Origin of the sequence: Micromonospora cathayae (assembly GCF_028993575.1) — a bacterium.
In the GTDB taxonomy this organism is placed as follows: Bacteria; Actinomycetota; Actinomycetes; order Mycobacteriales; family Micromonosporaceae; genus Micromonospora; species Micromonospora cathayae.
Genome location: NZ_CP118615.1, coordinates 6,900,372 through 6,921,081 on the forward strand (window position 1 = coordinate 6,900,372; position 20,710 = coordinate 6,921,081).

At 71.2% G+C, this 20,710-nt stretch carries 21 protein-coding genes and 1 pseudogene; 8 read left to right on the top strand and 14 right to left on the bottom strand.

What is annotated here, in order from left to right:
• The first annotated feature begins 91 nt into the window (after window positions 1-91).
• From PVK37_RS30325 to PVK37_RS30340, 4 genes are all read left to right on the top strand, one after another.
• A complete protein-coding gene (locus tag PVK37_RS30325) occupies window positions 92-616 on the top strand; it encodes an Lrp/AsnC family transcriptional regulator (RefSeq protein ID WP_275031261.1) in 525 nt (174 codons plus the stop codon).
• A 21-nt stretch (window positions 617-637) separates the two neighbouring features.
• On the top strand, window positions 638-1,585 hold the full coding sequence (gene nikB / locus PVK37_RS30330) for a nickel ABC transporter permease (protein ID WP_275031262.1): 948 nt from the start codon (window positions 638-640) through the stop codon (window positions 1,583-1,585).
• Window positions 1,575-2,477, top strand: a complete 903-nt coding sequence (locus PVK37_RS30335; RefSeq protein WP_275031263.1) for an ABC transporter permease — start codon at window positions 1,575-1,577, stop codon at window positions 2,475-2,477. The genes nikB and PVK37_RS30335 overlap by 11 nt, the downstream gene beginning before the upstream one ends.
• 152 nt (window positions 2,478-2,629) lie before the next feature.
• Window positions 2,630-4,822, top strand: coding sequence for a thiamine pyrophosphate-dependent enzyme (locus PVK37_RS30340; protein WP_275031264.1), 2,193 nt, complete (start codon window positions 2,630-2,632; stop codon window positions 4,820-4,822).
• Between the two features lie 63 nt (window positions 4,823-4,885).
• On the opposite strand, the gene PVK37_RS30345 is transcribed toward PVK37_RS30340, so the two are convergent.
• The 5 genes from PVK37_RS30345 to PVK37_RS30365 all read right to left on the bottom strand — a co-directional run bounded on the left by PVK37_RS30345 (window position 4,886) and on the right by PVK37_RS30365 (window position 9,775).
• Window positions 4,886-5,866 (bottom strand): D-2-hydroxyacid dehydrogenase, encoded by a 981-nt coding sequence (locus tag PVK37_RS30345; protein WP_275031265.1) that lies wholly within the window; start codon window positions 5,864-5,866, stop codon window positions 4,886-4,888.
• The gene (locus PVK37_RS30350; RefSeq protein ID WP_275031266.1) at window positions 5,863-6,063 is read right to left on the bottom strand and encodes a tautomerase family protein; all 201 of its coding nucleotides are present in this window, start codon (window positions 6,061-6,063) and stop codon (window positions 5,863-5,865) included. The genes PVK37_RS30345 and PVK37_RS30350 overlap by 4 nt, the downstream gene beginning before the upstream one ends.
• Window positions 6,064-6,106: 43 nt before the next feature.
• The gene (locus PVK37_RS30355; RefSeq protein WP_275031267.1) at window positions 6,107-6,973 is read right to left on the bottom strand and encodes a tetratricopeptide repeat protein; all 867 of its coding nucleotides are present in this window, start codon (window positions 6,971-6,973) and stop codon (window positions 6,107-6,109) included.
• Between the two features lie 122 nt (window positions 6,974-7,095).
• Window positions 7,096-8,706, bottom strand: coding sequence for an ABC transporter substrate-binding protein (locus PVK37_RS30360; protein WP_275031268.1), 1,611 nt, complete (start codon window positions 8,704-8,706; stop codon window positions 7,096-7,098).
• 31 nt (window positions 8,707-8,737) lie between these two features.
• Window positions 8,738-9,775, bottom strand: a complete 1,038-nt coding sequence (locus tag PVK37_RS30365; RefSeq protein WP_275031269.1) for a dipeptidase — start codon at window positions 9,773-9,775, stop codon at window positions 8,738-8,740.
• A gap of 381 nt (window positions 9,776-10,156) precedes the next feature.
• Between PVK37_RS30365 and PVK37_RS30370 the strand changes: the two genes are divergently transcribed.
• Window positions 10,157-10,813, top strand: coding sequence for a fasciclin domain-containing protein (locus tag PVK37_RS30370; protein WP_275031270.1), 657 nt, complete (start codon window positions 10,157-10,159; stop codon window positions 10,811-10,813).
• Between the two features lie 176 nt (window positions 10,814-10,989).
• Here the strand turns inward: PVK37_RS30370 and PVK37_RS30375 are convergent, their stop codons facing one another.
• Window positions 10,990-11,886: a Vgb family protein gene (locus tag PVK37_RS30375; RefSeq protein ID WP_275031271.1), complete on the bottom strand. Its 897-nt coding sequence runs from the start codon at window positions 11,884-11,886 to the stop codon at window positions 10,990-10,992.
• A gap of 215 nt (window positions 11,887-12,101) precedes the next feature.
• Between PVK37_RS30375 and PVK37_RS30380 the strand changes: the two genes are divergently transcribed.
• A complete protein-coding gene (locus PVK37_RS30380; RefSeq protein ID WP_275035283.1) occupies window positions 12,102-12,638 on the top strand; it encodes a TetR/AcrR family transcriptional regulator in 537 nt (178 codons plus the stop codon).
• Between the two features lie 19 nt (window positions 12,639-12,657).
• On the opposite strand, the gene PVK37_RS30385 is transcribed toward PVK37_RS30380, so the two are convergent.
• From PVK37_RS30385 to PVK37_RS30415, 7 genes are all read right to left on the bottom strand, one after another.
• Window positions 12,658-13,248, bottom strand: coding sequence for a hypothetical protein (locus PVK37_RS30385; protein ID WP_275031272.1), 591 nt, complete (start codon window positions 13,246-13,248; stop codon window positions 12,658-12,660).
• Entirely contained in the window at window positions 13,245-14,582 is a 1,338-nt protein-coding gene (locus tag PVK37_RS30390; protein ID WP_275031273.1) for a hypothetical protein, read from the bottom strand. The genes PVK37_RS30385 and PVK37_RS30390 overlap by 4 nt, the downstream gene beginning before the upstream one ends.
• 83 nt (window positions 14,583-14,665) lie before the next feature.
• On the bottom strand, window positions 14,666-15,469 hold the full coding sequence (locus PVK37_RS30395) for an ABC transporter ATP-binding protein (RefSeq protein ID WP_275031274.1): 804 nt from the start codon (window positions 15,467-15,469) through the stop codon (window positions 14,666-14,668).
• A 63-nt stretch (window positions 15,470-15,532) separates the two neighbouring features.
• Window positions 15,533-16,336 (bottom strand): cupin domain-containing protein, encoded by an 804-nt coding sequence (locus PVK37_RS30400; RefSeq protein ID WP_275031275.1) that lies wholly within the window; start codon window positions 16,334-16,336, stop codon window positions 15,533-15,535.
• Window positions 16,333-16,902 carry an RNA polymerase sigma factor gene (locus PVK37_RS30405; protein WP_275031276.1) on the bottom strand — a complete coding sequence of 190 codons (570 nt, stop codon included), beginning with the start codon at window positions 16,900-16,902 and terminating at the stop codon, window positions 16,333-16,335. Before PVK37_RS30405 ends, PVK37_RS30400 begins: the two co-directional genes overlap by 4 nt.
• 141 nt (window positions 16,903-17,043) lie before the next feature.
• Window positions 17,044-17,958, bottom strand: a complete 915-nt coding sequence (locus tag PVK37_RS30410) for a hypothetical protein (RefSeq protein ID WP_275031277.1) — start codon at window positions 17,956-17,958, stop codon at window positions 17,044-17,046.
• Between the two features lie 126 nt (window positions 17,959-18,084).
• The gene (locus PVK37_RS30415; protein WP_275031278.1) at window positions 18,085-18,924 is read right to left on the bottom strand and encodes a helix-turn-helix transcriptional regulator; all 840 of its coding nucleotides are present in this window, start codon (window positions 18,922-18,924) and stop codon (window positions 18,085-18,087) included.
• Window positions 18,925-19,122: 198 nt separating this feature from the next.
• On the opposite strand from PVK37_RS30415, the gene PVK37_RS30420 reads away from it, so the two are divergent.
• Window positions 19,123-19,821 (top strand): SDR family oxidoreductase, encoded by a 699-nt coding sequence (locus tag PVK37_RS30420; RefSeq protein WP_275031279.1) that lies wholly within the window; start codon window positions 19,123-19,125, stop codon window positions 19,819-19,821.
• A gap of 8 nt (window positions 19,822-19,829) precedes the next feature.
• Window positions 19,830-20,066, top strand: coding sequence for a Rossmann-fold NAD(P)-binding domain-containing protein (locus PVK37_RS30425; protein WP_275031280.1), 237 nt, complete (start codon window positions 19,830-19,832; stop codon window positions 20,064-20,066).
• 189 nt (window positions 20,067-20,255) lie between these two features.
• Here PVK37_RS30425 and PVK37_RS30430 read toward each other — a convergent pair.
• Window positions 20,256-20,690, bottom strand: a pseudogene (locus PVK37_RS30430) (transposase); the annotation flags it as partial.
• Window positions 20,691-20,710: the final 20 nt, after the last annotated feature.

The window sequence follows — 20,710 nt, forward strand, 5'->3', positions numbered from 1 at the left end:
AGCATTCGTCAAAGGGGAGTGTTGCACAGACGATGTTCGTCGTCTAGGCTCCCGTCAGCGACGAATTACGTCACTATCGAGTTGGAGCACGATGGCATCGAAAAGCTCGATCGAGAAGGATCGCAGCATCATCCGAGAACTCGTCCAGGACCCGAGGCAGACAAACGTCGCGTTGGCGGCGAAGGTCGGCCTCTCCGAGGGATCTGTGCGACGACGGATGGAGCGGCTGATCAGCGAGGGGCAGCTGCAGTTCGCGGTCATCCCCAGCGCTGCCTTCATGGGTCGACCGGTGCACACACTCTTCGAGATCCAGAGCGCGCCGGGTGCCACCGAGCAACTCATCGAGAAGCTCGCCGGCATGCCGGAGATCGCGTACGTCTACCACGTGACCGGGCAGTTCGACATCATCGCCGTCGGCTACTTCTCCTCCAGCAACGACATGCGGACCTTCTGGACCGAGCGGCTGGGCCACCTCGACGGGGTGATGGAGAGCCGGTCGGTGATGGTGCTGCGGGTCGCCAAGCGGGCCCACGAATGGGCCCGGGACATCGCCGGCGACGAGGAATCCGCCTGGGACACCGGCCCGGAACCCGGTACACCCGGCACAGAGGTCTGACCGGACCAGGAGAGACGAACCATGCTGCGCATCACGCTGATCCGTGTGTTATCGGTTATTCCGGTGCTGTTCGGGATCTCGGTGATCTCGTTCCTGGTGATCCGCATGATCCCCGGTGACGTGATCAGCTCGATCATGGGACAGGACTTCGGCGACCCCGCGATCGAGGCGGAGATGCGCCGCTACTTCGGGCTCGACATGCCCGTCTACGAGCAGTTCCTGCGCTGGTTGGGTGCCCTGGTCCAGGGGGACCTGGGCACCTCCATGCGGACCGGCCAGCCGGTGCTGGAGGAGATCGGACAGCGCTTCCCGTCCACCCTGCTGCTGGCGCTGTCGTCGCTGCTGGTGTCGATCCTCATCTCGATCCCGCTCGGGGTGCTCAGCGCCACCAAGCGCAACGGCATCCTGGACGCCAGCACCCGGGTCGCCTCGCTGATCGGGCTCTCGCTGCCCAACTTCTGGCTGGGCATCCTGCTGGTGTACGTCTTCTCGGTCTCGCTGGGCTGGCTGCCGTCGCAGGGCGCGGGCGAGGGTGAGGGCTTCCTGGGCAGCCTGAAGTACCTCATCCTCCCGTCCGTCACCCTCGGCGCCAGCCTGGCGGCGATCAGCATGCGGATGACCCGGTCCAGCATGCTGGAGGTGCTCAACCAGGACTACGTCCGGACCGCCCGCGCCAAGGGGCTCGCCGAACGCGCGGTGCTGGTCCGGCACGCCCTGCGCAACTCGCTCATCCCGGTGGTGACCGTGCTCGGCATCCAGGCCGGCGCGCTGCTGGGCGGCACCGTCATCGTCGAGCAGGTCTTCGCCTGGCCGGGGCTGGGCACCATGGTCATCCGGGGCATCAGCCAGCGCGACTACCCGGTCGTCCAGGGCACCCTGCTCTTCCTCGCCTTCTTCTACGTCGTGGTCAACCTCCTCGTCGACCTCCTCTACACCTACCTGGATCCGAGGTTGCGCAGTGGTCACTGAAGTCCTCCCCGTACCCGGGCCGCAGACACCACCGGTCCGGACCGGACGCCGTGGCGGCCAACTGCTGCGGCTGATCACCCGGGACCGGGTCGGCGCGATCGGGCTGGTCATCGTGGTGCTGATGACCGCCGCCGCCGCGCTCGCCCCGCTGATCGCCCCGTACGACCCGACCGCGATGTCCAACCAGCGGCTCGCCCCGCCCGGCGGGGACTTCCTGCTCGGCGCGGACGAGGCCGGCCGGGACCTGCTCAGCCGGGCGCTGTACGGCGCACGCACCTCACTCACGGTCAGCCTGATCGTGGTGGTCTGCGCCGGGACCATCGGCGTCCTGCTGGGGCTGCTCGCCGGCTTCTACCGGGGTGTCCTCGACGCGATCATCACCCCGGCCACCGACATCATGTTCTCCTTCCCCACCCTGCTGCTGGCGCTGGCCGTGGTGGCCGCCCGGGGCCCCGGCACGGAGAACCTGATCCTCGCCCTGGTCATCGTCTTCATCCCCAGCTTCGCCCGGATCGTGCGCGGCACCGCCATGTCGGTGCGCCGCGAGCCGTACGTGGAGTCGGGGCAGGCGGTCGGGCTGAGCAACACCCGGCTCATCCTCAAGTACATCCTGCCCAACTCGGTGGCCCCGATCGCGGTGCAGTTCACCACCAGCCTCGCCTACGCGATCCTGATCGAGGCGTCCCTGGGGTACCTCGGGCTGGGCGTGCAGCCGCCGCAGCCGTCCTGGGGCTCGATGCTGTCCAGCGGCAAGTCCTTCATGGAGATCTCGATCTGGCCGTCGGTGGTCCCCGGGGTCTGCATCATGATCGCCGTACTCGGGTTCAACCTGCTGGGTGACACCCTCCGCGACGTGCTGGACCCCCGACTGCGCGGCCGGTCCAGCCGCTGAGCCGGGCGGTCCGCCAGCGGTCGGCCGCTCCCCCGCCGACCAGCCGACCAGCCGACGCGCGACCCGCGAGCCGCGACCCGCCAGCCGCCGACCAGCCAGCCGCCGGCCGTCCCGAAGCCGACCCGCTGACCCCCGCCGCAAGGAGCCCCGGCATGGAAACCATCGACGAACACCTGGTACGCCGGCTGACCGGGTGGTCGGCCGGCGCACCGCTGCCCGCCGACCCCTCCCCCGACGTCGCGGTCGACCCCGCACTGCTGCTGGCCTACCTGGACGCCCAGGTGCAGAGCCGCCACCTCGACCTGGCGCTGCGCTGGTTGCAGTCCAAGCGGGAGGGCTTCTACACCATCGGGTCCAGCGGTCACGAGAGCAACGCCGCCGTGGCGCTGGCGCTGCGCCCGACCGACCCGGCTCTGCTGCACTACCGCTCCGGTGGCTTCTACGCCGCCCGCGCCGGCCAGGTCCCCGGGTCCACCCCGGTCGCGGACGTGCTGCACTCCGCCGCCGCCAGCCGGCAGGACCCGATCTCCGGCGGCCGGCACAAGGTCTTCGGCCACCGGGCGTTGAACGTCATCCCGCAGACCTCGACGATCGCCTCGCACCTGCCGCGTGCCATGGGCCTGGCGTTCGCCCTGGACCGGGGCACCGCCGCCGACACCGGGTACCCGGCCGACGCGGTGGTGGTGTGCAGCTTCGGCGACGCCTCCGCCAACCACTCCACCGCCGCCGGCGCGCTGAACGCCGTCGGCTACACCGCCCACCAGGGCCTCCCGGTGCCGCTGCTGTTCGTCTGCGAGGACAACGGCATCGGCATCAGCACCCGCTCGCCGCGCGGCTGGGTCCGCCGGATGCTGTCCGCGCTGCCCGGCCTCGACTACGCGTACGCCGACGGCACCGACCCGGCCGGTCTGCTGGCCACCGCGACCGAGGTGGTCCGCCAGGTGCGGACCGGCCGCCGGCCCGCCGTCCTGCACCTGGGCACCGTACGGTTCATGGGCCACGCCGGCTCGGACGCCGAACTCGCCTACCGCAGTCAGGCGGAGATCCTCGCCGACTACGCCCGCGACCCGATCCTGGCCACCGCGGCCGTGCTGGCCCGACGCGGCATCCTCGACCCGGCCGGGACCCTGGAACGCTACGAGCACGCCCGCAAGCTGGTGATGGAGCAGGCCGAGTCGCTGCTGGGCCGGGTCGGGCGGCTGGACAGCCCGGCGGCGGTGACCGAGCCGCTGACCGCCCGGCGGGTGACCGAGGTGAGCGGTGCCGCCGCCCGCCGACCGGGCACCGGCCGGGAGCGGGTGTACGGCGACCGGCCGCCGGAGTCCCGGGGACCGCTCACCCTCGCCCAGTCGATCAACGCGGCCCTGCACGACGCGCTGCTCACCTGGCCGCAGGCCCAGGTGTTCGGCGAGGACGTGGCCCGCAAGGGCGGCGTCTACGGCGTCACCCGGGGGCTGCGCAAGGCGTTCGGGGCCGGCCGGGTCTTCGACACCCTCCTCGACGAGCAGACCATCCTCGGGGTGGCGCTCGGCGGGGCGCTGGCCGGCACGCTGCCGATCCCGGAGATCCAGTACCTCGCGTACCTGCACAACGCCGAGGACCAGCTGCGCGGCGAGGCCGCGTCGCTGCGGTTCTTCTCCGCCGGGCAGTACGCCAACGGCATGGTGGTGCGGATCGCCGGCCTGGCGTACCAGAAGGGGTTCGGCGGGCACTTCCACAACGACAACTCGGTGGCCGTGCTGCGGGACATCCCCGGCCTGGTGCTGGCGGTGGCGTCGCACCCGGCCACCGCCCCGGCGCTGCTGCGGCAGTGCCTGGCCCTGGCCGAGCAGGAGGGCCGGGTCTGCGTGTTCCTCGAACCGATCGCCCTGTACCACACCCGTGACCTGCACACCGACGGCGACGGCCGGTGGCTGGCCCGGTACCCGGAACCGGCCGACTGGGCGTCCGCCGAGACCCCGCTGGGCCAGGTCCGGACCGTCCGCGCGGGCACCGACCTGGCGCTGGTCACCTTCGGCAACGGCGTACCGATGAGCCTGCGGGTGGCCGACACCCTGGCCCGGGAGGGCGTCGAGGCGCGGGTCATCGACCTCCAGTGGCTCGCCCCGCTGCCCGCCGCCGGCCTGCGCGCCGCCCTCGACGGGATCTCCCGGGTCCTGGTCGTGGACGAGACCCGGGTCAGCGGCGGCGTCGCCGAGGCCGTGGTGGCGGCCCTGGTGGACGCCGGTTTCCCCGGCCGGATCGCCCGGGTGAACAGCGTCGACAGCTACGTCCCGCTGGGTCCGGCCGCCGACCAGGTGCTGCTGGGTGAACCCGACATCCTGGCCGCCGCCCGCCGGGTGTGAGAGGGCGGACGACGGAACGGCCCACCCGCGGGTGCGGGTGGGCCGTCGCCGTTTCCGGATGGGTCAGTAGCCGAGGTCGGGCTGACGCTTGGTGCCGAGCAGTTCCTCGCCGGCCAGGTACCGGTCGAAGTTGGCGCAGAAGTCGGCGCCGAGCCGTTGCAGGTTGCCGTCGCCCCGGAACGACGTGTGCGGGGTGATCGTGGTGCGGGGCAGCCCCCACAGCCGGTGCTCCGGCGGCAGCGGCTCCTGCTCGAACACGTCGAGCACGGCGGCGGCGATCCGGCCCTGCCGCATGGCGTCGACCAGGGCGTCCTCCACGATCAGCGCGCCCCGGCCCACGTTCACCAGCACCGCGCTCTCCTTCATCGCCGCGAAGTGCGCGGCGTCGAAGAAGTACCGGTTCTCCGTGGTCAGCGGCATGGCCAGCACCACCGCGTCGGCGTCGGGCAGCAGCGCCAGGTGCTCCCCGTACGCGACCACCCGGTCGAAGCCCTCGGTGGGCGTGCCGGCCCGGTTCACCCCGACCACGGTGGCCCCGAGCGCCCGCGCCCGCCAGGCCACCTCACCGCCGATGCCCCCGGTACCGAAGACCAGCATGGTGCTGCCGATGACGTCCCGGGCGACGACCCGGACCCACTCCCGGCGTTCCTGCGCCGCGCGCAGCTCGGGGAACGCCCGCGAGTGCATGAGCACCGCGCCGACGACGTACTCGGCGATCGGCACGTTGTACGAGTTCGGCGACCGGGTGTAGATCAGCCCCTCGTCGAGGCGGCGGCGCATGATGTCGCCACCGACCCAGTCGAAGCCGGCGGCGGTGATCTGCACCCAGCGCAGCCGGTCGCACTTGCTGAGCAGCGTGTCGAAGGTGTCCTCGTTCATCGCGCTGCGCAGGATCACCTCGGCGTCGAGCCACTCCTCACGGACCGGCTCGTCGTCCGGGACCGCCGTGAACCGGCAGTGCGGGTACCGTTCGCGCAGCTGCGGCAGCAGGTCGGCCAGGTTCGGGGTGAGCAGTACGTGCGGTCCCCCGCCGTCGACGGTCATGACTTCTCCTGCGCACGCTTCCGGTTGTTGTAGGTCACCCCGCCCTTGGCCCAGTTGTCGTAGGAGACCTCATAGAGCAGGACGTGGGTGTTCTCGCGGGGCGAGCCGTACTTGACCAGCACGTCGGTCAGCTCGGCGATGATCGCCTCCTTGGTCTCCTGGTCACGCTTGCCGATCTCGGCACGGATGATCGCCATCTCGCTCAGTTCTCCTCTGTCCTCGTCCGGTTTCTCGCGCTGGTCAGCTTGTCGTCGTCGCGCCGACGAAGTCCGGGTTGCGGGCGTACTCGGCCTTGACCGCCAGGTAGGCGAAGGCGTGCGTGACGCCGGTGGCCAGGACCCCGTCGAACACCTCACGGGCCTTGTCGACGTCGCCGTTGTAGTAGTGCCAGTTGCCCAGGCCGTAGCCCTGGGTGACGGTGCGCAGGCCGTTGCCGTCGCACATCGCCCAGAGCTGGTCCGGGGTGATCTCGCCGGTGTAGAGCCGCATCCGGCCCTCGTACCCGACCAGGTGGTCGTCGGGGACCAGGGCGACGGCGCGGAACCGGTCGAGCACCTCCTCGGCCTCCGCCGCCCGGCCGAGCCGGCGCAGCGCCATGTACTGCCAGTCCTGCGACGCCACCAGCCCCTCCTGGTGCCGGGAGGCCAGCTCGGCGGCCCGGAAGCTCGGCAGGCAGCCCTCGAAGTCACCGGCGAGGTACTGGGCGACGCCGAGGTGGTACCAGACGGACGCGTGCAGGGTGGTGTTGTAGCGGGCCAGGACCGACGGGTCCTGCGCGGCCGCGGTGTCGCTGAGGTGCTGCGGCCGGACCTCGTCGTCACGGCCGAGGATCAGGTGGACGACGTCCTTCTCCACCTCGGGCTGGTACATCTCGTACTCGTCCTCGACGCCGTCGAGCTGGTCGGCGGCGGTCCGCAGGTCCTCGATCGCCCCCGGGTAGTCGCCGATCGAGATCCGCCGGTGTCCCCGGAACCGCAGCAGCCGCGGGCTGTTCGGCTCCAGTTCCAGCGCCTCGGTGAGCAGGGCCACCGACTCGGCGTGCCGGTTCAGGTAGCCCTTGAGCCGGGCGGCGATGACATAGCGGTGGGTCAGCGGTACGGACGTCATGGGCTGCCTTTCGTCACGGTGGTGGCGCAGGGCCGGAGGCGGCGGCGGGAACAGTGCCGGGGCCCGGTGGTGGCGGACGGTGGTGGCGGGGGCGCCCGCGGGATCGGCGCCCCCGCCACGGCTCACCGGTCCAGCCAGATGTTCTTGTAGAACCGGTACGTCGGCGTCGGGTCGCCCCGGTAGCCCATGACGTCCTTCTGCACCACGTCGAAGTCGGCGTTCAGGAAGGTCATGGCGACCGGACCACGCTCGGCCAGGATCTTCTCGGCCTGCTGGTACAGCGCCGCGCGCTTGTCCTTGTCCATTTCCGAGCGGGCCTGCACGACCAGGTTCTCGTACTCCGGGTCGGTCCAGCCGCCGTAGTTCAGCCCGCCGCCCTTGAGGAAGCTGGCGGTGAACCGCTCGTCCGGGTCGTAGGTCAGGCCGAAGCCGGACTGGTACATGTCGAAGTCGGCGGACTTGGTCTTGGTGTCGGCGATGGTCGACTCCACCGACTCGATGGTCACCTTGATGCCGATCTTGGCGAGCTGCTGCTGTTCCACCTCGGCCGAGCGCACCTGGAACGCCGAGGTGGCGATCACCATCAGCTTCGCCTCGAAGCCGTTCGGGAAGCCCGCCTCGGCCAGCAGCGCCTTGGCCTTCTCGATGTCCGGCTTGCCGTACACCGGCTCCTTCAGCGCGCCGAACCGGTCCGGCGGCAGGTAACCGGCGTTGAGCGCGGTCCCGAAGCCGGAGTTGGCCACGTTGAGGATCTCCTGACGGTCCAGCGCCAGGAAGATCGCCTGCCGGACCTTCACGTTGTCGTACGGGGCCTTGGAGGTGTTCAGCCGCAGGTGCAGCGAGAGCGAACCGGAGCCGCCGTACCACTTGAGCTTCTCGTCGCGCTTGAGCGCGTCGATGAACTCGGGGGCCGGCCGCCAGAGGAAGTCGACCGTGCCGCTGCGGATCGCGGCGGCGCGCGCGTTGTCGTCCGGGTTGAAGGTGAAGTCGACCCCGTCGAGGTAGGGGACGCCCTGCTCCCAGTACTTGTCGTGCTTGTCGAGCTTGATCGCCTGGCCGGCGACCCGGGAGGTCAGCTTGAACGGGCCGCTGCCGCCGTCGACGCTGCCGTTGAGGCCGCCGGCCTCGGCGACGTCCTTGTCCACGATGGAGGAGGCGGCGGTGGAGAGCAGGGTCAGGATGGCCGCGTTCGGCTTCGACAGCGTCATCTCGACGGTCCGCTCGTCGGGCGCCGCGACCGAGGCGATGCCCTCGTAGCTGCGGGCCCGCGGGGCCCGGGTCTCCGGGTTCTGGATCCGCTCGATCGAGTACTTGACGTCGGCCGCGGTCACCTTGCGTCCGCTGTGGAAGTAGGCGTTGTCCCGGAGCTTGAAGGTGACCTTCAGCCCGTCGGCGCTCTGCTCCCAGGACTCGGCGATGGCCGGCTTGATCTCGCCCCGGTACGACTGCACCAGCGACTCGTAGATCTGCTCGTTGATGACGAAGGCCGAGGTCTCCGACATCTTGTGCGGGTCCAGTTCGTTGGCGTCCAGCCGGATCATGATCCGCAACCGTCCGCCGGACTTCGGGGAACCCGCCGGCTGCGCCTCGTCCTCCAGACGGACGTTGCTGGTCAGACCGTCGTTGCCGGTCCCGCCGGCGTCGTTGGACGGTGGCTCACCGCCCCCGCAGCCGGCCGCGAGCGCCGACACGACGCCCACCGCCAGCAATGTGCTCAAAAATCGGGTACGCATGGGTCTCCTTGGCTGGTGTCACGATCAGCGCTTAGCGGGCGGTTGGCTTCCACGCCTCCCCATAGACTCGAAGCCAGTTGCCACCGAGAATCTTGATCACGTCTTCGGGCGAGAAGCCGCCGGCGAGGAGCGCCTCGGTGAAGTTCGGGAACTGCGCGGCGTCGTCCATGCCGATCGCCCGACGCTCGTTCCAGCCGAAGTCACCGAGGAGGTTGTCCTGCTCCTTGTCCTTCAACTGCGCGGCCCGCATCGCCTCGGTCCACGTCTCGTCGTAGTCGGTGGCGATGGCGACGTGGTCGACGCCCACCACCTCCACGACGCGGCTGACGTGTTCCACGAAACGGGTCAGGTCAGGACGCCGGGTCGGGGCGTCCGGGTAGTAGAGGAACCCTGACAGAGTGGTGATGCCCATGACGCCGCCCTGCGCGCCGAGGCGACGCAGGAAGTCGTCGGACTTGGCCCGGATGTGCGGCGACAGCACGTCGCAGAACGAGTGGGTGACGACCACCGGTTTGTCGGAGGCGTCCATGGCGTCCAGGCCGGTGCGCTCGCCACAGTGCGAGACGTCGACCAGGATGCCCAACTCGTTCATCGCCCGGACGAAGGTGCGGCCCTTGCGGGTCAGACCCGGATCGGTCTTCTCCCCGCAGCCGGCGCCCAGCAGGTTCTGCCGCTGGTAGGTGAGTTGCAGGATGCGGACGCCGAGGTCGTGGAAGGTGCCGAGCAGGTCGAGGTCGACGCCGATCATCTCGGTGTCCTGCGGACCGAAGATGACGGCTTCCCGGCCCTCGGCCTTGGCGCGCTCGATGTCGGCGACGGTGAGCGCGAGCACGACGTCGTCGGCGTGCGCGTCGATCCACCGGCGGCAGCGGTTCACCTCCCGCAGGGCGGTGACCGTGTCGGCGTACGGCCTGGTGACCGTGTGGTTGACGGCGGTGACACCCCCGCGCCGGATCCGGTCGAGGTGGGCGGCGCTGAGCTCGATGACCGTGCTTCCGTCCACCACGGTGGCGGCGGCGTGCAGCGCGGTCGCCGAGGGGACGGGGCGTTCCGTGGCGGCAGTGTTCACGTCATCTCCAGGATCATCGGAAGATGCTCGGACTCTACGAGGAACGCCAGTTCCTGTCCATAGATCTTACGAACTCGTCGCATAGACGTTCGATAACGACGAAATTCGACGGTTCCTGGGAGAGTAACCCGCCGACTGCGGCCCGCAGACGACGAACCGGGGCAAAGCAGATGGGGTGTCCGGAACATCGCGGCGGGGCGGGCCGGACCACCCCGGGCCCCGCACACCCGCCGCAACCGGCCCGCGCGCCAGCCGGCCACCGCGCCGGCCGCGTCCGCGAGATTCTCCGGCACCGGCGCATCCGGACCACAGCGGACGGACGAAGCATGGAGCGTGACGACCAGTCACGGATCGAGTCGTCTCGACCGAAAGGGGTCATCCATGAAGATCGCTCGTCTCGCCGCCCGGGTTGCGGCGGGCGTGGCCGCCACCGCCCTCGTCACCACCGCCGCCGCCGCACCGGCCCAGGCCGGCACCACGAAGCGACTGGGCACGAAGTCCCTGGCCCAGGTGCTGCTCGCCGACAAGTCCGGCTTTGACCACAACCCGCGCGACTTCGACGTACTGACCCGGGCGGTGCTGACCGTACTGGAGGCCAAGCCGAACTCGCCGGTCAAGGTCCTCACCGACGGCACGGTGGCGCTGACCGCGTTCCTTCCGACCGACGCGGCCTTCCAGCAGTTGGTCCGCGATCTCACCGACGCCCGTCGGCTGCCCAGCGAGAGCGCCGCCTTCACCGCCGTCGCCGGCCTCGGCGTCGACACCGTGGAGACCGTGCTGCTCTACCACGTGGTGCCGGGTGCCACGATCGACCGCGGTGCCGCGGTCAAGGCCGACGGCGCGGAGCTGACCACCGCCCTCGGTTCCACCGTCGAGGTCGACGTCCGCACCTACTGGCACCGCTTCAAGATGGTCCGACTGATCGACGCCGACACCGACGACCGCGACCCGCGCGTGGTCGCCTTCGACATCAACAAGGGCAACAGGCAGATCGCGCACACCATCGACCTGGTGCTGCGGCCGGTCGACCTCGACTGACAACCACCTCCGGGTGGCGCCGACGGACCACCGGTCGGCGCCACCCTGTCGTCCGCCGGACATGCCCCCGCACCGCCCGGTGCGGGCAGGGCGGGAACGGGCCGGGGTGGCGGCCAGGTGGGGCGCCACCGGAGCCGTCCAGGCAGCGGAAGGAGCAGGCCACGGCCGTTGGCGGACTACCCCTCGATGGCGCGCCGGATGCGGGCGAGGGAACCGTTCTCCAGGGCGACCCAGACGGCACCGTCGGGCCCGAGCGTGATGCCGTGCGGCTCGCAGCGCGGCGTCGGAAGGTCGTACGTCTCGACCACCCCGCCCGTGGTGATCGAGCCGACCCGGTTGCCGGCCCACTCGGTGAACCACAGCGTGCCCTGGTCGTCAGCGGTGACGGCGTGTGGTCGACCGGCACGGTCGGGCAGCGGAAACTCCACGATCGCGCCGTCGGGTGCGATCCGCCCGAGCTGACCGGCGGCGATCTCGACGAACCAGAGGGCACCGTCCGGGCCGGCGGCGATACCGACCGGCGCGGCGGCCGGGGTCGGCAACGGGTGGACGGCGACCGCGCCGTCCATGCCGATCCGCCCGATCGCGTTCGCCTGGTTCAGGGTGAACCACATCCCACCGTCGGGGCCAGGGGTGATCGCGGACGGGAACGCCCCGGCAACCGGGAGCGGAAACTCGGTGACCCGGCCGTCGGTGGTGATCCGGCCGATGCGGTCGGCGGCGGTCTCGGTGAACCAGAGGGCACCGTCCGGGCCGGCGGCGATACCGAACGGCCCGCACTCCGGGGTGGGCAGCCGGAACTCGTCGACACGTCCCCCGGTCGTGATCCGACCGATCCGGTGCGCCTGGTACTCGGTGAACCAGAGCGCCCGGTCCGGGCCGGCGGTGATGACCGTCGGTCCACACCCCGGATCGAGTTGCCGGCTGCCGGGCTGCCCGCCGGGGACCAGCCGACCGACACGTCCGCTGTGGACCATGGTGAACCACAGCGCGCCGTCCGGGCCGACGGTGACCGCGTACGGGCCGTCGGCGGCGTCGGCCACCGCGTACTCCTGAATGGAGACTGCTGTCACTGGGGTTCCTCCGGTCCGTTCTCCCGGGCGACGCGCTCGATGCAGGTCGGGGCGACACCCGCCGCTTATCGCTACTGATGTAGCGATAGCATCATGCCATGGGCCTGCCACGATCGACAGAGGGTTTCCCCGACGGGCCGCTCCCGTCGCCGGACCGTCGAAGCACCACACCGGCACGCCGACCCGGCGGGCGCAGCGCCCACGTCCGCCGACGGGTGCTCGACGCGGTCCTCGCCCAACTGGTGGAGTACGGCTACGACGCCCTCAGCGTGGACGCCGTGGCGGACCGGTCCGGCGTGCACCGCACCACCGTGTACCGGCGCTGGCGTGATGTCGGCGGACTCCTCGCCGACGTGCTCGCCGAGGCGACCGGCGACGGGTGGCACCCGCCCGACACCGGATCCCTGGACGGGGACCTCGTCGCGGTGAACCGTGAGATCCACGCGGCGCTGACCGCGGACCCGCCCGTCACCGCCGCGCTGATCGCCGCTTCGTTCCGGTCCGGACCGGCGGCGGACGCCCTCCGGGGCTTCTGGGCGGACCGGTACGACCGCTGTGCCGTGATCGTGCGGCGGGCCGCCGAACGGGGCGAGACACCCGCACACACCGACCCGCGCCAGCTGCTCGTCGCCGCCACCGCACCGCTCTACCACGAGATCGTCCTGCTCCGCTCACCTGCCAGCCTCGACCTGGCCGACCAGGCGGCCCGCGCCGCGGCCACCGCGGCGCGGGCGGGCGCCTTCGTCGACTGACGCGGTCGGCGGCTCCGGGCTACTCCGCCGGATCCCGACGGGCCGGGCCGGCGATCGAGTACGCGACCAGGCCGCCGACGGCGAGCACCGCCGCCGTCAGCGCGGCGGCCCGGCTGTCGGTCGGCTGGCCCTGCCACGTCGCGGCCGCTCCCCAGGTGCCCGGCTGCGGGTACAGGGCCGCGACGGCGGTCCAGCCCAGCGGCAGGAACCACGACCGGGCGGCACCGAGCAGCGTCGCGCACAACGCCGTCAGGCCGAGCAGGCCGGCGGCGTCGCGGGCCACCAGCGCGGCCGGTCCGAACCGGGCGCCGGTGTGCCGTGTGGCGAACAGGACCACGAGGACCACCAGCAGGCCGCCGAGCAGGTGCGCGGCCCGCCGCCAGGGCCAGCGCACCGCAGCGGTCCGGTCCAGGTTCTCGTCCGGGCCGGCGAGGGTGGGCGCGAGCGCCGCGACCATCAACAGCACGGTCAGCACGACCACCATCGGGGTGGCGTCCCGCTCCTCGGCGAAGGCCAGGCACAGCGCCCAGACCACGGCCGCGCCGCCGACGGCCGCGGCCAGGGCCAGTGGTACGCGTCGCGAGCGCAGGTACAGCAGCGTCCAGGTCACCTGGTGCTCCCGGACAGGATGCCCGCCGGGTCCGCGCAGGCCAGGGCGGCGTCGCGGACCGCCGCGACCCGGGCCAGCGCCTCGTCGCCGGGCAGGTCACGCAGCCCCTGCCACAGGGCGACCGCCTCGGCGTTGATCTCGGGGTCCTCCTCGATCATCCCGGGCACCACTCCGACGTCGGACCGCGGCTCGCGGCCCAGCAGCCAGTAGCCCGCCGCGCGTTCGACCACCCCGTCGCGGTTCCGGCACTCCCCGTCGTACGGGACGCCCAGGCTGGTGACGATGTCGCGGACCACGGCGGCGGGATGGGCCAGCCGGCCACGTCCGCCGATCCGGATCTCGATCGTGACGACACCGTCCCCGGGTGCCGGCCGGACCTCGTCGAACCCCGTCGTGCGGGTGTCCTCGTACACGGCGGTCGGCGCGTCCGGCAGTTTCGCCAGCGCCGCCAGCCCTTCCCGGGCCAGCGGGGTGACCGTGTCGAGCACGCCGGCGTGCACCCGGCTGACGCACACCTTCGGGGTGTCGTCGGTGCACACCAGTTCCCGCGCGAGCGGGTCGACCGGCCAGTTCAGCACGTCCCGGTCGCGGGGGACGACCGCCAGTGCCGCCGTCAGCCCGAGCAGCACCGGCACCACCGCGACCACCCGGGCCCGCCAGCCACCGGCGACGAACAGCAGCAGACCGGTGACGGCGAGCGCGGTCGTCGACAGCGCGAGCGCCCCGCTGACCCGGTTGTCGATCGTCTGGTAGTCGTGCAGCGGAGTCGTGCCGTGCACCGGAGAGATGGCCGCGGCCACCCAGTCCGGGGGCCCGATGGTGCCGAAGAAGACCAGCAGCACGCCGCCCACCCCGAGTGCCGGTGCGGTCACCAGGGCGGGAAGCAGCCGCCCGAGCCCCAGTCCGAGCCAGGCCGCGGCGACCAGGGACAGCGCACCGACCCCGGTGACGACGACGAAGTTCAGCAGCGGCAGGTGCCGGGCGGTGGTGATGATCCAGGCGACGCCCGCCGCGGTCACCAGCAGGTAGGCGACCGCGAGGGTGACGGCCATCGTGCCGAGCACCGGCAGCATCCGCTGGACGCGTGGCCGGGCGGTGGTGGCGAACAGTTCGCCGACCTTCGCCCGGTGTTCCCGGCGGCCCTGCCAGGCCCCGGCGGCAAGGGCCAGCGGCCACATCAGGAGCAGGTACTCCCGGGTGGTCAGGGCCAGGTCCATCCAGCTCTTCGACCACCGGCCGGTCGCCAGGTAGAGCGTGCCGACCCCGATCACCACCGTGATCAGCGCGGCACCGAGCGCGGCGGAGCGGCGCAGTTCGATCCCCACGATGCTCATGCCGGCACTCCGTTCCGCTTCCCGCTTCGGGCCGTCGTGCGGCACCGTTCCGTCGAGTTCGATGCTCCGCCCGCCACGCCCGCTCATCGGGTGGTCTCCGACCGGTGCTGACGCAGGAGCGCGGAGTAGCCCCGCTCGGCCGGGCTGTCACCGGCGTGGCCCTGGCCGCCCCGCGCGGAGAGTTCCTCGGGCGTGCCCTGCCACACCAGGCGACCCTCGTTCACCAGGACGACGTCGGTGCAGGCCGCCGCCACGTCCTCGACCAGGTGGGTGGAGACCAGTACGCAGCTGTCGGTGCCGAGGTCACGCAGCAGCTCGCGGAAGTCGAGTCGCTGCTCCGGGTCGAGGCCGACGGTGGGCTCGTCGAGCAGCAGGAGCTGCGGGTCGTTGACGATGGCCTGCGCGATGCCGGCCCGGCGCAGCATGCCACCGGAGAGCGTCTTCAACCGGGCGTCGGCCCTGGCGGTGAGCCCGACCCGGTCGACGGCCCGCTGTACCGCCGCCGCGAGGCCGGGCCGGGGCACCTCCTTGAGCCAGGCCATGTACCCGACGAACTCGCGGACCGTGAACCGTGGGTAGTAGCCGAAGTGCTGCGGCAGGTAGCCCAGGGCGCGGCGCACCGGTCGCAGCTCGGAGCGGCCGTCGACCGGGCGACCGAGCAGCGTCAGCCGGCCGCCGGCCGGGGCCAGGACGGTCGCCAGGGCGCGCATCAAGGTGGTCTTTCCCGCGCCGTTCGGGCCGAGCAGCCCGTGCACGCCGGTGGCCAGGGCCAGGTCGAGGCCGTCGACGGCCAGGTGCCGTCCGGCCCGGACCCGTAGGCCCTCCGCGTGGATGGCCCAGGGATGGGTGGTGGCGGCCGTCTCGACCGCACGCACGGAACGCGTCATCGTCATCTCTTTCGGTGATCGTCGATGGGCAGGATGGTGGTACGGCGCGGGACGGCCGTACCGTCAGTCCTGGTGGGAGAGCCGCCGGGAGCCGTCGATCCGCAGCAGGGCCACCACGGTGAGGAGCACCGTGGCCAGCGCCCAACTGCGGACGCTCCCGGCCGACAGCACCACCGGCATCCGGGCGGCGATGACGCTGGGGGCGATCACCACCAGCGTCCAGACCGCGATCAGTCCGATCGCGGCCCGACGCACCCCGACGAGGGAGCCCAGCAGGAGCGTGGCGGCGGTGAACGCCAGGCAGGGCAGCAGCATCAGGGCCAGCGACACCCCGGTGCCGGCACCGAGCAGCGCGAGCGCCGGAACGACGAACGCCAACACCGCGGCCGTACGCCGCAGCAGCATCGTCAGACCGGCGGCCGGGGTGGCGGCGATCAGTTCCCAGGCCGGGTCGGCCCGACGGTGCCAGGCGACCGCCACGCCCGGCAGCGGAGCCAGTGGCGCGATCAGCAGCACCAGCGAGGGCAGCCCGCTCCACAGCGCGCCGAGCAGCGCGGCACACGCGAGCACCGTGACCGTCATCGCCAGCCACGGCAGCAGCGTGCCGACGAACCAGCGGTACCGCAGCACCGACCAGGACCGGCTCCGGCCGGCGGGGGCCGGGCCCGCCGCGATCTCGCGGTCCAGGGCCGTCGCGACCCGATCGATCACGGCACGGCTGGCCACGGTGGTGCTGCCGGCCAGGCGGGCGCGACAGTCGGCGCAGTCCTCGAGGTGTACCTCGATCGCCCAGACACCGGGTTCGTCGAGGCCCGGATCCCCGACGGCGTAGCGGTCGATCTGGGTCAGGCTGGGGTGGGTGGTCATGACAGCGCCTCCCGCAGGGCGACCCGGGCCCGGCGGACCCGGGACTTCACGGTGTTCTCCGGTACGCCGAGCAGCACCGACGCTTCGCGCGGCGAGAGCCCGTCGAGGACGGTGGCCCGCAGGGCGGCCCGGACCTCGGGCGGCAGGACGAGCAGGGCCTGCTCCAGTTCCTGGCCGATCCGGGCGGCCATCACCTCGTCCTCGGCGGCGGGGGCGGTGGTCGGCATCAGCTGCACCTGCGGCACCTGTCCCTTGCGCGCCCGGCGACGAAACGCATCGACCAGGCGGTGGGCTGCGATGGTCCACAGCCAGCCGACGGCACTGCCGGGTGACCCGCCGCCGGCCCGGTCCCGGGCGCCGGCGAAGCTGCCCGCCGCCCGCCAGACCGCCAGGTAGGTGTCCTGGAGCACCTCGGCGACCACGTCGGGGTCGGCGCAGCGGCGCCGCAGCCGTACCTCCAGCCACGGCGCGGTACGCCGGTAGAGCTCGTCGAACGCCCGCCGGTCACCACGGGCGACGCGGCGCACGAGTTCGCCCTCGTCAGCCGCGTCCAGGCCTCTTCTCACACCCGGTAAGACGACGGGCCCACCCGGATCGGGTCCCGATCACGTGTGACCGTCGTCACTCCCGACCCGGCGGATCACCTCAGGTGGGCGGACCCGCTGCGGCCCGGCCGCCGGCCAGCAGCGGGTCCACCGTTGCGTGCGTCAGGGCGCGACGTAACCGTCGAACACGTGGACCCCGTCGGAGCTCTCGGTCGAGCTCTGCCGGTTCGTGTTGAAGTACAGCTTGCCGTCGCTGAGCCCCACGCCTTCGATCTCGAACTTGACCGGATAGGCCGAGGAGGTGATGCGGAAGGAGAGGTCGGGCGCGGCGGGCGCGGTCCCCGTCGTCGCCGGCGACACGTTCCGGTAGACGAGCACGATGCTGCGGTTGTCCTTGGTCAGCGGGTAGTAGAGGACCCGCCTGTTCTCGTCGTAGAAGAACCCCTGGTTGGTGAAGGTGTCCAGGTCCGGCACCACAGCACCGTTGACCAGGGCACCCTCGACCTGCAGGTCGAACGCCTTCGTCACGTCGATGGTCCCCGAGTTGGCGCGCAGCGGGATGCTGCCGTTGTAGATCGTCCTGCCCTTCTTGAACATGAACGTGATCGTGCTGCTGGTGACCGAGACCCGGTTGATGCCGGACACCGTCAACGGGGTCCCGTTGACATGCACCTGGTATGACCCGACGTAGTAGTACGTGGTGCCCTCGTAGCGGAGTTTGACGAGCTGCGCGCCGGTCTCATTCATCGTGACGATGAACATGTGATGCTGTTCGTCGATGTCGACGATCGTGATGTCGTTCCCGTGCCCGAGCCAGGTGTTGGTCGACGTGTTGTTGGTACCGTTCGTCATCTGCACCCGCGCACCGGTGCTCTTGTGTACTCGGTAGATGGCGGAGAGGTCGTTGGCCGTGCGGGCCTTGACCGAGTAGAGGTAGGTTGCTCCGGCGGCGAAGCCCTGCACCCCGGTGGCACCGCTCGTGTCCGGCAGGGTGGCCAGGGTGGTGTAGGTGTTGTAATAGGCCGCCAGGGCCGGCTGCCCGGACAGCACCAGGACGCCGATGATGGCCGCACTCACAACGGATAGACGCCTACCAGATCGCATGCTTTCCCCCGAAGTTTGATGCCCAGCGGCCGAATGCCTCATAGGCCATCGAGGGCAGGCTATTGCTGGATTAGCAGGACGGTCAAGGCGTGACGACGCTCACGGATACGCCCGCCCGCCGATGACGGAGAGCATCTGGAGTTTCTCGTGGCTCTCACTGCCCGGAACGGCGGTGTAGACCATCAGCACGTGGGCTTCACCCGGGTCGACCAGCCGTTGACAGTTCAACTCGAGCGGGCCGATTTCGGGGTGGACGAACTGCTTGACGTCACGGGGGCGTACCCCGATCTCGTGGTCGTCCCACACCCGCCGGAACTCCTCGCTGCGGGCCAGCAGCAGCCCGGTCAGGTGGGCCGCCCGGGACCCCGGGCCCCGGACGGTGACCAGTTCGCGCAGCCCGGAGGCGAACATCCGGGTCAGGAAGGGGTGCTCCGCCGGTGCGTAGAGCTGCCGGGCGGCGGGATCGGTGAACCACCGGTAGCCCGCACTGCGGGCCGGGCCGGTGTACCGGGTGGTGTCCCCGGTGAGCGCGACACCCATCGGGGACTGTCGCAGGGTCTCGCCCAGTTCGGTGACGATCTCGGCGGGGGTGTCGTCCAGCCGGTCGAGCACCCGCAGCAGGCCCGGACTGACGTGGTCGTTGGAGGTCCCCCTGGGTGGCGGGTGCTGGCCGGCCAGGCGGAACAGGTGGTCACGTTCGTCGATCGACAGGTGCAGGCCCTGGGCGATCGAGGCGAGCATCCGGTGAGACGGCTGCGGGCCACGTTCCCGCTCCAGACGGGAGTAGTAGTCGACCGACATGTGACACAGCGCGGCGACCTCCTCACGGCGTAGCCCGTTCGTCCTGCGCCGCTGCCCGCGCGGCAGACCGACGTCTTCCGGTTGCAGTGCCTCCCGCCGCCTGCGGAGGAACTCCGCCAGCCCGGTGCGATCGAGCACGACGCTCCCCCTGTCGAGTGCTGCCTCGTTTCTACCGCCCACCGGAGGAGGTATCCACGGCCTGCCGATCCCCCCGTCCGGTCCCGGGGGGTGACTGGCGATCCTGGGATCGGGAGGTCGTGGTTACCGCAGCGCTTTCGGCGAACGATCGACGGTGTGACCCGAAGATCCGGACAACCAGCAACGGGAGCACACTCCATGCCACGTACCCGCATCGACATCACCGTCCCCGACCTGTCCGGGAAGCGCGCCGTCGTCACCGGCGCGAGTGACGGGATGGGCCTGGGCATCGCCACGCGGCTGGCCGAGGCCGGCGCCGAGGTGATCCTGCCGGTCCGCAACCCGGGCAAGGGCGAGGCCGCGATCACCACGATCAGGCGGACCGTACCCGCGGCGAAGCTCGCGCCGCGCAGCCTGGATCTGTCCTCGCTGGAGTCGGTCGCGGCCCTCGGCGACACGCTGCGCGCGGAGGGCCGCCCGATCCACATCCTGATCAACAACGCGGGCGTGATGCGACCGCCGACCCGGCAGACCACGGCAGACGGGTTCGAGCTGCAGTTCGGCACCAACCACCTGGGGCACTTCGCGCTGGTCGGTCATCTGCTGCCGCTGCTGCGCGCCGGCCGCGCCCGGGTGACCTCGCAGGTCAGCATCGCCGCCCGCAAAGGCACGATCAACTGGGACGACCTGAACTGGGAACGTTCCTACCACGTCATGCGTGCCTACAGTCAGTCGAAGATCGCGTTCGGGTTGTTCGGTCTGGAGTTGGACCGGCGTAGCCGGGCGCACGGTTGGGGCATCAGCAGCAACATCGCCCACCCGGGGGTGGCTCCCCCAGCCTGTTGGCCGCCCGGCCGGAGATCGGCCGAGGTCGGGACATCCCTCAGTACCGTCTGATCCGGGCCATGTCGGCGCGTGGCATCCTCATCGGCACCGTCGAAACCGCGACGCTGCCCGCGCTCATGGCCGCGACCGATCCGAGCGCCAAGCCCGGTGTCCTGTACGGACCCAGCGGCCCGGGGAACCTGGGAGGCCCGCCGGCCGAGCAGCGGACGTACCCGCCGCTGCGGAGCGCCGAGGAGGCCGCACGGGTCTGGCGGGTCTCCGAACAGCTCACCAACACCGTCTTCGCCACAGCCTGACCACCGGCCCGGGGCGTCTCCCGAGAAGCCGCCGGAAGCCTCACGGTTGGGGTGGGCCGGCGGCACCACCATGCGAACCACACCACCACAATCACCGGTGACCCCCTGCCACTGAATTCAGCCAATTCGCAGCGCTGCTATGCCTGCAAAGCAGCCATGCCGTCGGGGGGGATGGCCCTATGGGTTTCGTCAAGCGGGGACGGGCGCGGTTGGGCGGGGTTGGTAGGGGATCTTGTCGCGGAGCATGGCGTAAAGGACGTCGCAACGGCGGCGGGCGAGGCAGATGAGGGCGGCGTTGTGGCGTTCACCTTCGGCGCGTGTGCGGTCGTAGTAGGCACGGCTGACGGGGTCTCCGAGGGACGCGATCGCGGCGAGGATGAGCGCTCGTGTGGGTGATTGTTGCCGCAGCGGGGGTGGGTGTTCGCCGCGGATGCTGGTGCCGGATCATCGGGTGACGGGGGCAAGGCCGGCGTAGACGGCGAGGTGGCCGGGGGCGGGGCAGACGGTGCCGTCGCCGACTTCGAGCAGGATCCGGGCTGCGGTCCTGACGCCGATGCCGGGCATCGAGGTCAGAACCTGGGCGAGAGGGTGAGCATCGAGGCTCCTCTCGACATGGTCGGCGACCTAAAGGACGTCTCGTAACT